Origin of the sequence: Micromonospora inyonensis (assembly GCF_900091415.1) — a bacterium.
Lineage (GTDB): Bacteria > Actinomycetota > Actinomycetes > Mycobacteriales > Micromonosporaceae > Micromonospora > Micromonospora inyonensis.
Map to the genome: position 1 here is coordinate 1335656 of NZ_FMHU01000001.1, position 11536 is coordinate 1347191.

General features: G+C 73.0%; 13 protein-coding genes. 4 read left to right on the forward strand and 9 right to left on the reverse strand.

Going from position 1 to position 11536, the window contains the following annotated elements:
* Window positions 1-71: 71 nt before the first annotated feature.
* From GA0074694_RS06020 to GA0074694_RS06035, 4 genes are all read right to left on the reverse strand, one after another.
* Window positions 72-1538, reverse strand: a complete 1467-nt coding sequence (locus GA0074694_RS06020; RefSeq protein WP_091453675.1) for a sensor histidine kinase — start codon at window positions 1536-1538, stop codon at window positions 72-74.
* Window positions 1531-2226: a response regulator transcription factor gene (locus GA0074694_RS06025; RefSeq protein ID WP_091453678.1), complete on the reverse strand. Its 696-nt coding sequence runs from the start codon at window positions 2224-2226 to the stop codon at window positions 1531-1533. Before GA0074694_RS06025 ends, GA0074694_RS06020 begins: the two co-directional genes overlap by 8 nt.
* 81 nt (window positions 2227-2307) lie before the next feature.
* Entirely contained in the window at window positions 2308-2847 is a 540-nt protein-coding gene (locus GA0074694_RS06030; RefSeq protein ID WP_091453681.1) for a hypothetical protein, read from the reverse strand.
* A gap of 146 nt (window positions 2848-2993) precedes the next feature.
* Window positions 2994-4166, reverse strand: coding sequence for a thiolase family protein (locus GA0074694_RS06035; protein WP_091453685.1), 1173 nt, complete (start codon window positions 4164-4166; stop codon window positions 2994-2996).
* A gap of 170 nt (window positions 4167-4336) precedes the next feature.
* Between GA0074694_RS06035 and GA0074694_RS06040 the strand changes: the two genes are divergently transcribed.
* On the forward strand, window positions 4337-4540 hold the full coding sequence (locus tag GA0074694_RS06040) for a hypothetical protein (protein WP_091453688.1): 204 nt from the start codon (window positions 4337-4339) through the stop codon (window positions 4538-4540).
* On the opposite strand, the gene GA0074694_RS06045 is transcribed toward GA0074694_RS06040, so the two are convergent.
* A complete protein-coding gene (locus tag GA0074694_RS06045; RefSeq protein WP_091458728.1) occupies window positions 4537-5448 on the reverse strand; it encodes a rhomboid family intramembrane serine protease in 912 nt (303 codons plus the stop codon). The genes GA0074694_RS06040 and GA0074694_RS06045 overlap by 4 nt on opposite strands.
* 68 nt (window positions 5449-5516) lie before the next feature.
* Entirely contained in the window at window positions 5517-6047 is a 531-nt protein-coding gene (locus tag GA0074694_RS06050) for a peptidylprolyl isomerase (protein WP_091453693.1), read from the reverse strand.
* Between the two features lie 84 nt (window positions 6048-6131).
* Between GA0074694_RS06050 and GA0074694_RS06055 the strand changes: the two genes are divergently transcribed.
* The gene (locus GA0074694_RS06055; protein WP_091453697.1) at window positions 6132-6884 is read left to right on the forward strand and encodes a hypothetical protein; all 753 of its coding nucleotides are present in this window, start codon (window positions 6132-6134) and stop codon (window positions 6882-6884) included.
* A 100-nt stretch (window positions 6885-6984) separates the two neighbouring features.
* On the opposite strand, the gene corA is transcribed toward GA0074694_RS06055, so the two are convergent.
* The 3 genes from corA to GA0074694_RS06070 form a co-directional block, all read right to left on the reverse strand.
* Entirely contained in the window at window positions 6985-8133 is a 1149-nt protein-coding gene (gene corA, locus GA0074694_RS06060) for a magnesium/cobalt transporter CorA (protein WP_091453701.1), read from the reverse strand.
* Window positions 8134-8498: 365 nt separating this feature from the next.
* The gene (locus tag GA0074694_RS06065; protein WP_091453705.1) at window positions 8499-9593 is read right to left on the reverse strand and encodes an aminotransferase-like domain-containing protein; all 1095 of its coding nucleotides are present in this window, start codon (window positions 9591-9593) and stop codon (window positions 8499-8501) included.
* Between the two features lie 97 nt (window positions 9594-9690).
* A complete protein-coding gene (locus tag GA0074694_RS06070; protein ID WP_091453710.1) occupies window positions 9691-10131 on the reverse strand; it encodes an ester cyclase in 441 nt (146 codons plus the stop codon).
* A gap of 141 nt (window positions 10132-10272) precedes the next feature.
* Here GA0074694_RS06070 and GA0074694_RS06075 point away from each other — a divergent pair, with 141 nt between their 5' ends.
* Together GA0074694_RS06075 and GA0074694_RS06080 are read left to right on the forward strand one after the other, a co-directional pair.
* The gene (locus tag GA0074694_RS06075; protein WP_091453713.1) at window positions 10273-10722 is read left to right on the forward strand and encodes an NUDIX hydrolase; all 450 of its coding nucleotides are present in this window, start codon (window positions 10273-10275) and stop codon (window positions 10720-10722) included.
* Complete coding sequence (locus GA0074694_RS06080; RefSeq protein ID WP_091453718.1) at window positions 10719-11492, forward strand: helix-turn-helix domain-containing protein; 774 nt, start codon at window positions 10719-10721, stop codon at window positions 11490-11492. Before GA0074694_RS06075 ends, GA0074694_RS06080 begins: the two co-directional genes overlap by 4 nt.
* The last annotated feature ends 44 nt before the right edge of the window (window positions 11493-11536 follow it).

An 11536-nucleotide genomic window follows, 5' to 3' on the forward strand; every position in this document is an offset into this window, starting at 1 on the left:
TGGTAGCAGGGGACCCCTGTTACCGCCTGGTGGTGAGCAGGGGTCCCCTGCTACCACCCCACCAGACGGGGTCACACCGATGGCCGGGTCCGGTGCGGCACTCCGGGCAGCCTGACGGTGAACGTCGCGCCGCCCTCCGGGGCGTGCCCGGCGGTGATCGTGCCGCCGAGCCGCCGCACCAGCCCGGCGGCCAACGCCAGTCCCAGCCCGCTGCCGACCTTCCGGATCCCCCGGTACCGCCGGTGCAGGGCGCCCCGCTCGAACACCACCGCCAGGTCGTCGTCGGTGAAGCCCGGCCCGCCGTCCCGGACCTCGACCACCCCGCCCGTCACCGGGTCCACACCCGCCGGCCGGGCCGCGAGCACCACCGGCGCCCCCGGGGGTACGACCCGCAGCGCGTTCTCCAGCAACCCGTCGACCACCTGCCGGATCCGCCCCGGATCGGTGTACACCGGAACCGGCCCGGCGGGCACCTCGACCCGGAACGGCAGGCCGACCGCCGCGCACCGGGCCGACCAGGTGTCCGCCGCCGCGGCGACGAGCTGGACGAGGTCCACCGGGACCGGGTCGAGTGGAAAGTCGGCCGCCTCCAGCCGGGCCAACGCGAGCAGGTCGCTGACCAGGCGGTCCAGGTGCTCCGCCTCGGCCAGCATGGTCCGCCCGGTCTGCGCCGCCTGGTCGGGGCCGAGCACACCGTCGGCGAGTGCCTCGGCGTACCCCCGGACGGCGGTCAACGGGGTACGCAGCTCGTGCGAGACGGAGAGCAGGAACTCCCGTTGCCGTCCCTCACTGGTGGCGAGCGCCTCGGCCAGCCCGTTGAGCGCGTGCGCCAGCTCGGCGACCTCGTCAGGCGGTTCGACCGGTAGCCGTACCGCGCGGTCCCCGGCGCTGAGCCAGGCGGCGGCGGTGGCCGCCTGCCGGATCGGGCGGGCCAGGCGGCGGGCCAGCAGCCAGCCGGCGACCAGCCCGGCGGCCAGCCCGGCGAGCAGCGGAACCCAGATGCTCAGGAGCACCTGCCGCCAGAGCCCGGTGACCCGGGACCGGGTGAGCACCACCCCGTTGCCGTCGCCGAGCGCGCGCCCCTCGACCAGGGCCGGCCGGCCGTCGACGAACCGCCGGACGGAGACGTCCCGGCCGGCGGCGACCCGCTCGACCACCTGCGGGGGCAGGCCGGGCCGGTCGACCCGCCCGTCCCGGATCAGGTACGCCTCGACGTCCTGGTTGGCCAACAGGCGCAGCAGCCGTTCGTCGTCGGTCGGACGGCCCCGGTTCAGCCGGAACCGGAGCACCTCGACGGTCATCTGCGCCTGCGCGGCCAGCGTGTGCTGCGCCTGCCGCTGGGCGTTGCGGACCGCCAGCGGCACCGCCACCACTGCGGTGACCAGCACCGACACCAGTGCCACCGCGCAGGTGACCAGCACCGCGCGGGCGGTCAGGGTACGACCGGGCCGGAATCGGCGCGGCCCGGTCGCGGTCACCGTCGGCAGCGCCCCGGTCGGCTGGTCCACGCCGGGCGGGCCGGCGGGGCGGTCAGCCATCGGCGGCGTATCCCACGCCCCGGTGGGTACGGATCACGCGGACGTCGCCGAGCTTGGCCCGGACCTGCGCCACGTGCACGTCGACGGTCCGGGTGCCGGCGTGCGCCGCGTAACCCCAGACCCCGGCGAGCAGTTCCTCACGGGTGAAGACCCGTCCGGGGCGGGCCATCAGGTGGGCGAGCAGGTCGAACTCGATCGAGGTGAGCTGGACGGGCGTGCCGGAGACGGTGACCGTGCGCCGGGCCGGGTCGAGGGTGACCGTGCCCACCTGCCGGGGCCGCTCCGCCCCGTCCGGCACCCCGGCCGCGCGCCGCAGCACCGCCCGGACCCGGGCGACCAGCTCACGCGGACTGAACGGCTTGGTCACATAGTCGTCGGCCCCGAGTTCCAGGCCGAGAATCCGGTCCACCTCGTCGTCCCGGGCGGTGAGGAAGATGACCGGTGTCCAGTCGCCGGCCTCCCGCAGCCGGCGGCAGACCTCGGTCCCGGCCAGGCCGGGCAGGGCGATGTCCAGCACGCAGGCGACCGGTCGGAGGCGGCGGGCGGCGGCCAGCCCGGTCGGGCCGTCCCGTTCGACGTGGACGCCGAACCCGTCCCGGGCCAGATAGAGCCGGACCAGGTCGGCGATGGCGGGTTCGTCCTCGACCACGAGGACGAGTCCACGGTGGTGCGGTGCGTCGACGCTCACCGGGCCATGATTCCTGACCGTCCGGCGTGGATCGCCACAGGTTGTGTTCGGGTTCGGTAAGGACCCGCGCCCGGCGGTGGGTCAGCCCCGTCCGGCGGGACGTCGGCCGGTGACGGGCCGGCCCGGGGTGGGTCTGCCGTTGGCGGGTTGGTGGCCGGCGACGGGCGCCCCGGCGGCGGTGACCGCCCGGGGCAGCCGCAACCGGGACCGGAAGGCGTGGTCGAGCAGAGTGTCGATCTGCCACACCTGCTTCGGGTGGTCCGTCCGGATCAGGAACCGCTCCCGCGCCCCGTCGATCGCGGTGGCGGAGAGTTCCACCCGCTGGAGCCGGGGATCCGGGTTCCAGGTGACGTTGCTCAGGTGCCGCAGCTCGGTGTTCAGGTGCAGGTGGAGCCGGTGCAGCAGCGGGCTCTGCCGGGTGACGACCAGTCGCTGGTAGGTCATCAGCAGCAGGTACTCCCCGGACACCGGACGGTCCGGGCGGGTGCAGCGGGCGACCAGGATCGTCGCGTCGTCCGCCCGGACGCAGCGACGGAAGACGGGCATGTGCCGGCTGACCGTCTGCACGGCGAGCCCGGTCTCGGCGGCGGCGGGCAGGAACGTTCGATCGAAGACGTCCATGCGCTGACCAACGACGCACCGGGTGGTCCGGAAATTCCACGCGACGGTGCGGCACACCGGCTGTCCGACACCGGGCGGGATCGGACAGCCGGTGCGACGCCGCGGCGGACGTGACGGTGGTGTGCGTGGACGTGCCGCGGAGCCGGCTAGAGCAGTTCGACGATCGTGGCGTTGGCCATGCCGCCGCCCTCGCACATGGTCTGCAGGCCGTAGCGGATGCCGTTGTCCCGCATGTGCTGGAGCATCGTGGTCATGATCCGGGCACCGGACGCGCCGAGCGGGTGGCCGAGGGCGATCGCCCCGCCGCGCGGGTTCAGCCGCTCCGGGTCGGCCTCGGTCTCCGCCAGCCAGGCCAGGGGCACCGGGGCGAACGCCTCGTTCGCCTCGTACACCCCGATCTCCTCGATGCCCAGCCCCGCGCGGCGCAGCGCCTTCGCGGTGGCCGGGATGGGCGCGGTGAGCATGGTGACCGGGTCGTCGGCGGCGACGACGGCGGTGTGGACGCGGGCCAGCGGACGCAGGCCGTGCCGGCTGGCCCACTCGGAGGTGGTGACGGCGAGCGCCGCCGCGCCGTCGGAGATCTGCGAGGCGGACCCGGCGGTGACCACGCCGTCGGCGCGGAACGGGGTCTTCAGCTCGCCGAGCTTCTCCAGCGACGTGTCCCGGCGGATGCCCTCGTCGGCGGTGAACTTGCCCCCGTCGGCCAGCGCCACCGGGGCCAGTTCCGCGTCGAACGCCCCGGCGTCCTGGGCGGCGGCGGCCTTCTCGTGGCTGGCCAGGGCGAACTCGTCGAGCTGACTGCGGGAGAAGCGCCAGCGCGCGGCGATCAGCTCCGCGCCGACGCCCTGGTTGAACGGCAGCGGCTCGTCGTCGGCGAAGCCCTCGACACCCCGGTAGCGCTCACGGAGCTGGTCGCTGAAGGGCATGCCCCCGGCCACACTGGCCCCCATCGGCACCCGGGTCATCGACTCGACTCCCCCGGCGACGACCAGGTCGGCCTGACCGGAGAGAACGGTGGCGGCGGCGAAGTGCAGCGCCTGCTGGCTCGACCCGCACTGCCGGTCGAGGGTGGTGCCGGGGACCGACTCGGGCCAGCCGGCGGCGAGGACGGCGTTGCGGGCGACGTTCCAGGACTGCTCGCCCACCTGGGACACGCACCCCCAGACCACGTCGTCGACGTCGGCCGGGGCGATGCCCGTCCGCTCGGCGAGGGCACGGAGCACGTGCGCCGAGAGGTCCACCGGGTGGACACCGGCCAGGCTGCCCTTGCGCCGCCCGACGGGGGTGCGTACCGCGCCGACGATAACCGCGTCACTCATGTCTACTCCCCGGTAACCTCAGATTCCTCGATCCTACGTCGCGCGACGACCCACCGTCCGCCCCGGGTGACCGGTCGCCTCCGGGCTTGGTCGTACGGGTCCGGCGGTCGGTTCGTCGTACGGGGCCCGGTGGCGTCGCGACGTCCACCCCGCTCGGGCATGCTGGACGGATGCACCCAGGGTCCTTCCACCGGCAGTGGCGCGTACCGGTGAAACTACCGCTGGTCAAGCTGGCCGGGGCCGGGACACTGGTGGCGCTCGGGCTGCTCAGCCGGCACGACCTCGACGCGGACCCGGCCGAGGTCGCCACGCTCCTGGCCCCGTTCCTGGACGCGCACCGCCCCGGCCCCGCCGGTACGGGCGGTCAGCCCTAGGGAAGCAGGTCAGCGGTGCGCACGAGGACGAGGGCGAGCAGGGCCACCATGATGACCACGCCGCCGGCGGCCTGGAAGGTCGAGCGGCGCATCCGGGGGGCGTAGGCCAGGACCAGAGCCATCAGCGCCCCGGCGACCAGGCCGCCCAGGTGCCCGGCGATGGAGATGCCCGGCACGGCGAAGGTGAACACCAGGTTGACCACCAGGATGGGCACCACGGCCGAGGTGTCCCGGCCGAGCCGGCGCATGATCACGAAGAGCGCGGCGAAGAGGCCGAAGACGGCGGTGGAGGCACCGGCCGTGGCGGCGTTGGGCGCGCTGAAGAAGTAGGCCGCGACGTTGCCGCCCAACCCGGCGATCAGGTAGAGCGCCAGGAAGCGCAACGGCCCGAGGGCCGCCTCCAGAGAGCGGCCGAGCACCCACAGGGCCCACATGTTGAGCAGCAGGTGCACCACGCCGTAGTGCAGGAACATCGCGGTGAGCAGGCGGTACCACTCGCCCTCGGCGACCCCCTGGATGGTGCCGTCCGGGAAGAGCGCCCGGCCGAGCACCGCGCCCCACTCGGTCAGCGGGGTGCTGCCACCCATCAACCCGCCGAAGCCGGAACCGCCGGCAGCGGAGTCACCGCCCCGGTCGGAGGCGATGGAGAGCAGCATCATCAGCACGTTCAGCGAGATCAGGGCCTTGGTCACGTAGCCCTGGCGACCGGCGGCACCGCCGCCGAAGGCGGTGCGCGCCGGTCGCACCGAACGTCGGCCCTCGCTCACACACTCCGGGCACTGGTGGCCCACGGAGGCGTCCCGCATGCACTCGGGACAGATCGGACGGTCGCAGCGGGTGCACCGGACGTACGTCTCCCGACCGGGGTGCCGGTAGCAGACGGGGGTGGTCGGCGGTGACTCGCTCACGGTCTCGCCCTCCCGTCCGCGCACCTGCCACGCTCAGTCATGCGAGCAAAGGTACCTCGTACGGGAGATCAGGCCGGGGAGCGCTCGATCTGGACCCGCTCGATCACGACGTCGGAGAGGGGCCGGTCGCTCGGGCCGGTGGGCGTGGTGGCGATCGAGTCGACGACCTTCGCGGAGTCCTCGTCCGCCACCTGGCCGAAGATGGTGTGCCGGTTGTTCAGGTGCGGCGTCGGGCCCACGGTGATGAAGAACTGCGAGCCGTTGGTGCCCGGTCCGGCGTTCGCCATGGCCAGCAGATACGGGCGGTCGAAGCGCAGCTCGGGGTGGAACTCGTCGGCGAACTTGTAGCCCGGCCCGCCGCGACCGGTGCCGGTCGGGTCACCCATCTGGATCATGAAGCCGCTGATCACGCGGTGCGAGATGGTGCCGTCGTAGTACGGCCCGCTGCCCGGCTGGCCGGTGCGCGGGTCGGTGTACTCCCGGGTGCCCTCGGCCAGCTCCACGAAGTTGCGGACGGTCTTCGGGGCGTGGTTGGAGAAGAGCTCCAGCCGGATCGGGCCATGGTTGGTGTGCAAGGTGGCGTAGACAGCCTCGGCCACGGGTACTCCTCACTCGTCGGTCAGTTCCATGCGGATCCTCCCATGTGCCCGATCTGGCAGTGCGGAGGCATCCGAAGGTGGAGGATGACGAAGGAACAACTCCCAGGAGGTGGGACCGTGTTTGGAATCGGGCGGCGTAAGTCCCAGGGGCAGCTGGCCAGGGCCGAGCTCAACCGGGGCGTCGGTCACCTGATGCAGGCGGCCACGTACGCGTCCCGGGGTGTCGGCCACTCCGTCGGCCCCCGGGTGCAGGCGGCCCGGGGTGCGATGGCACCCCGGGTGGTGGTGGTCCGCGACTCCGCCCTCCGGGGCTGGGGTTCGACGGTCGGCACCCTCGCTCCGCTGGCCGTGGCCGCCCGTGGCGGCGCGTCGCAGGCCGGCACGATGGCCCGGAAGGCTAAGGCGAAGAACATGCGGATGATGAAGCTGCAGAAGAAGCAGAAGGCCCGTCGGCGCGGCGGCCTGATGACCGGTCTGCTCGCGGCCGGGGCGGTGGCCGGGGTGGCCGGCGCGATGGCGATGCGTCGTCGTCGGGACCAGCAGGAGTGGTCCGAGTACGACCCGAACCGCACCCTGGAGCCGATGCGCGACGAGGTGGAGACCATCGAGGTGCGGACCCCGACCACGGCCACCGGCCCGGCGTCCGCCGGCGGACCGACCGGGGCCGGCAGCTCGGCGGTGGCCGGTGCGGGCAACGCCGCCACCACGAAGCCGGTCACCCCGAACAACAAGGTGCCGTCGGTCGCCGAGGGGGCCCGGGACGTCTCGGGTCGTCCGGCCGACGACATCAGCACGGCGATGGGGGGCACCAACAGCTCCAGCGGCGGTCGTCACTGACGCCCGAGCGGACGGCGCGTGGCCGCGGCCGTCGGGAAGCGGCGCCGGCGAGGCGGGGGGTAGCACCCCGCACCGCCGGCGCTCCCCGTCGCGGTACGGGTCAGAGCCAGCCGTTGCGGCGGAACCAGCGGTAGAGGGCCATCGAGATGCCCAGCATCAGGGCCAGGACGACCGGATAGCCGTACGTCATCTTCAGCTCGGGCATGTTCTCGAAGTTCATGCCGTAGATGCCCGCGATGGCGGTCCACACGGCGGCGATCGCGGCCCAGGCGGCGATCTTGCGCATGTCGTTGTTCTGGTCGACGGTGACCTGGGCCAGTCGCGCCTGGAGGATCGAGTTCAGCAGGTCGTCGTAGGAGTTGACCTGCTCGACGGTGCGGCTGAGATGGTCCTGCACGTCCCGGAAGTAGCGCCGGATCTCCTTCGGCACCTCCCGGTTGACCTGGGCGGTGAGCGTCATCAGCGGTCGCTGCAACGGCACCACCGCCCGCTTGAACTCGACCAGTTCCCGCTTCATCTGGTAGATCCGCTGGATCCGACCGTGGCTCTGCCGGTCGAAGACCTCCGCCTCCAGCACGTCCAGGTCGTCCTCGACCTGGTCGGCGACCTCCAGGTAGAGGTCCACCACCCGGTCGGTGACCGCGTACGCCACCGCCCACGGGCCGTGCAGCAGCAGGTCGCGGGTGCTCTCCAGGTCGGCCCGGACGGGCGCGAGACGGCAGGCGTCCCCGTGCCGGACGCTGATCACGAAGTCGGGCCCGATGAAGAGCATCACCTGGCCGGTCTCGACCACCTCGGAGGTCTCGGTCAGCTCGGTGTGCTCGCAGTACCGGGCGGTACGCAGCACCAGGAAGCTGACCTCGCCGAACTGCTCCAGCTTCGGCCGCTGCTGGGCCTTGACCGCGTCCTCGACGGCGAGTTCGTGCAACCCGTACGTGGCCGCGATGCCGGTCATCTCCCGCAGGCCCGGCTCGTGCAGTCCCAGCCAGACGAAGGCGTGCGGCTGGCGGCGGGCCGCGGTGAGCGCGTCGGTGTAGTTCCAGTCGCCCGGCTGCCGGATCCCCTCGACGTAGAGGGCGCAGTCGACCACGGCGTTGCGGTCCGGGCCGGTGTCCCGGGGCGGACGGGGAGCGTCCTCCGTGTTCAGGATCCGGCTCATCGCCCGGACGGGGGCCGCCCACGCCCGGGGGCGGAGGACCCGGCCGGCGCCGAGTGGTGTGTTCCGGGCCCGATCGGTCCGGTCAGACATGACGGTGCCTCCTCCCACCCACGGCCGCTGCGCGCTCGAGGGTACGCCGCCGGCACGTGCCGGGCCGGTCACGCGGAACCGGAGCGGGCACCGACCGGGTACGGGGGCGGCGTCGGGCGGGCCGGCCGCCTCGAAGGGGGTGAGGTGCGACACGGCCCACCCGACGCCTGCGGGGGCGGGGGATGGTGCTCACGAGGCCCGTCACGCCGGGGGTGCGGACGACCGCACCGGGGCCTACCAGGCCGTTCGACGTGAAGGACGCTCGCAGCATTGTGGGCTGCGGGCCGGCGGAGGGGGAGACCCGAGCCGGCCCAAGGTTAGCTATTGTCAAATATCTGACAGAGACCTGGCGTAGCAGGCAGCCATCAGCCCCGGACGGCGGCCATGGCCTCCGCCAGCCGCCGGACACCCTCGTCGATCCGGTCCGCGGTCACCGCCGAGAAGGCCAGCCGGAGCGCGTGCCGGCCGCCACCGAGGACGAAGTCGCTTCCCTTCACCACCGCGACGCCGCGCTCCGCCGCCGCCGGGGCGAGCCGGTCCACCTCGACGTCCTCCGGCAGCTCGACCCAGAGGAAGTAGCCCCCGTCCGGCTCGACGAAGCGCGCCTCGGGGATGTGCCGGCGCAGCGACTCGGCCAGCACCCGGGCCCGCTCGCCGAGCGCGGTGCTGACCGTCCGGATCGAACGCTCGATGTCACCGGAGACGCAGAACTGGTGCACGATCGCCTCGGAGACCATGCCGGGGGAGATGTAGAGGTTGGTCGCCTTCTTCGCGATGTCGGCGATCAGGTCGGCCGGCCCCACCAGGTAGCCGACCCGCACCCCCGGGCAGACCGTCTTGGTGAAGCTGGAGGCGTGCACCACGACACCCCGGGTGTCCATCGAGAGCATCGACGGCAGCGGTTCGCCCCGGAACCGGATGTCGGCGTACGGGTCGTCCTCGAAGATCGTGAACCCGTACTCGGCGGCCAGGTCGAGCAGCTCACGACGCTTCTCGAGGGAGAGCGTGACACCGGCCGGGTTCTGGTAGTTCGGGATGACGTGGGCCAGCCGGGGGCGCACCCCGGACTCCAGCAGCTTGCGCAGCTCGGCGGTGTCCAGGCCGTCCGGCTGGATGGTCACCGCGTGCAACTCGCTGCCCTGACGCTGGAGGTTCAGCAGCGTCCGGTCGTACGTCGGCCGCTCCACCACGACGGCGTCACCGGGGCGGACCAGGTGGTCGAAGAGGAACGCGTCGGCCTGGAGCGAGCCGTTGGTGACCAGGACCTGTTCCGGTGCCACGCCGTGCTTGTCGGCGATCCACTTCCGCAGGGGCGGGTAACCGACGGAGGTGCCGTACGCCGTCACCCCGGCGGGGTCGACGTCGAAGGCGCGGACGGCGGCGGCCTTGAGCCCCTCGACATCGACGATGTCCAGCGAGGGAGCGCCACGGGCGAAGGAGATCAGCTGCTCGGCGGTCATGGCTACTGAGCGTACGGGCGGCCGGTGGCCGATCGCGGACGGCACGACGATGTCCGCATCCTGAGCCACCGGGACGGGTGATCTGCCCCCGACCAGCTCAGGCGGCGAGCGTGGCGTCGGCGGCCGGTTCGGGCCGCCAGCCCAGGTCGGTCAGGAGCAGGCCCTGGTCGAAGTAGGAGCGCCAGGAGGCGATCAGGCCGTGCCGGGCCCGGACCACGTCGACCACGTCCCAGCTCACCGCGCGGCCGGTCGGCGCGACCGCCCCGAGGGCGGTGTGCAGCGCGCCGGTGTGCGTACCGGTCATCCGCTGTTCGACCACCACCCCACCGGCCGTCTCGACCAGCCCGGTCAACTCGGAACGCAGGTCGGGGAAGGCCCCCGACCAGGCCCGCAGCAATGCCGGCAGTTCGATCGGGCGCACCGTCAACCCCGGCATCGAGTAGAAGGCGTCGTCCGCGTACAGCTCGGGCAGCCGGGCGAGGTCCCGCTGCCGGAGCATCGCGTACTGCGACTCGACGAGTTCCCTGGCGCTACGCATGGCGACCTCCCGGCGGCGCGGTACCGGTTTGTCCCCGCACCCACCAGCTATCTCTACCCCTCGATTTCCGGCCCACACCCCGGACTCCGGCCGAGCCGTCCGGGCGTCGCCGGAACGCTGATCCCTCGCTAGGGTCAAGGCGTGTCCACCGAGCCTCTACGCTGCGCAGGCGCACTGATCGTCGACGACCAGGGCCGCCTCTTCATCCAGCGCCGGTCCCCGGAACGACGGCTTTTCCCGAACACCTGGGACATTGCGGGCGGTCATCTGGAGCCGGGCGAGGAGGTCGAGGACGCGCTACGCCGGGAGGTCTTCGAGGAGACCGGCTGGACCGTCTCGCACGTGCTCGGTCTCGTCGGCGAGTACCGCTACACGGGCAACGACGGCATCGAGCGGGTGGAGACCGACTTCCTGGTCCGGGTCGACGGTGACCTCGACCGCCCCCGACTGGAGGCGGGAAAGCACACCGAGTTCCGGTGGATCACCGAGCAGGAGATGGCGGTGCTGGACGAGCACCGTGACGTCAACGACGGGCTGATCCGGCAGATCGCGGAGAACGCGTTCGCCGCCCTACGTTCGATCGGGCTGTGAGCGACGGGGTAGAGCTCCCGCCGCACCGGTTCGCGGGGCTGGTCGCCCCGGCGATGGACCGGGTCTTCGTCGCCGGCATGCTCGCCGGCCGTGAGGGCGGCGGCGCCGAGCTGAGCCAGCGGTACGGCGGGCCGGCTGCCACCGGTTTCCTGGTGGAGTTCCGCACCCGGCTCGCCGCGCCCGGGGGCACCGTCACGGCGGCCGGGTTCACCGCGGTGACCCGGTACCGGGATCCGGCCACCTGCCAGCGCGCCCTGGACAAGCAGGTGGCGCACGGCATGATCCACCGGCGACCCGACGGCGCCTTCTCGGCCACCGACCGGGGTGGCGCCTTCCTCGCCGAGATCTACCAGGTGCACGGCGAGGTCACCGAGGAGCTGTGGGCCGGGCACGACGAGCGGGTGCTCCGGCTGGTGGAGACGCTCGGCCGGCTGCTGGCGTACGCGCTGGTGGTGGTCGAGGAGAACGACGACACCGCGCCCAGCGAGGCGTTCCGCGCGATGGCCCCGCCGTACGAGCCGGACGGCACCCCGCCGGGCGTGCTGCTGCTCAACCGGCTGGGCACGTTGCGCTACCACCGGTCCGACGCGCACGCCGCGGCGTGGACCGCGGCCGGGCACACCGCCGCCAGCGTGAGCACCCTGCCGGACGGGCCGGAGCGGCTGGCGATCGAGCAGGAGACCGACCGCCGGGCCGCCGGCCCGTACACCGTGCTGGCCCCCGACGAGCGGCTGGCCGTGCTCGCCGACCTGGCCGCGCTGCCCGGCTGACCGTCCGCCCCGACTATCCTCCAGCGGGGACGCCAGTCGTAACA

Bases quoted from the DNA above. Each gene is read 5' to 3' on its own strand.
- GA0074694_RS06020 (WP_091453675.1), bottom strand. From the start codon at position 1,538: ATGGCTGACCGCCCCGCCGGCCCGCCCGGCGTGGACCAGCCGACCGGG.
- GA0074694_RS06030 (WP_091453681.1), bottom strand. From the start codon at position 2,847: ATGGACGTCTTCGATCGAACGTTCCTGCCCGCCGCCGCCGAGACCGGG.
- GA0074694_RS06035 (WP_091453685.1), bottom strand. From the start codon at position 4,166: ATGAGTGACGCGGTTATCGTCGGCGCGGTACGCACCCCCGTCGGGCGG.
- GA0074694_RS06040 (WP_091453688.1), top strand. From the start codon at position 4,337: ATGCACCCAGGGTCCTTCCACCGGCAGTGGCGCGTACCGGTGAAACTA.
- GA0074694_RS06055 (WP_091453697.1), top strand. From the start codon at position 6,132: ATGACGAAGGAACAACTCCCAGGAGGTGGGACCGTGTTTGGAATCGGG.
- corA (WP_091453701.1), bottom strand. From the start codon at position 8,133: ATGTCTGACCGGACCGATCGGGCCCGGAACACACCACTCGGCGCCGGC.
- GA0074694_RS06065 (WP_091453705.1), bottom strand. From the start codon at position 9,593: ATGACCGCCGAGCAGCTGATCTCCTTCGCCCGTGGCGCTCCCTCGCTG.
- GA0074694_RS06070 (WP_091453710.1), bottom strand. From the start codon at position 10,131: ATGCGTAGCGCCAGGGAACTCGTCGAGTCGCAGTACGCGATGCTCCGG.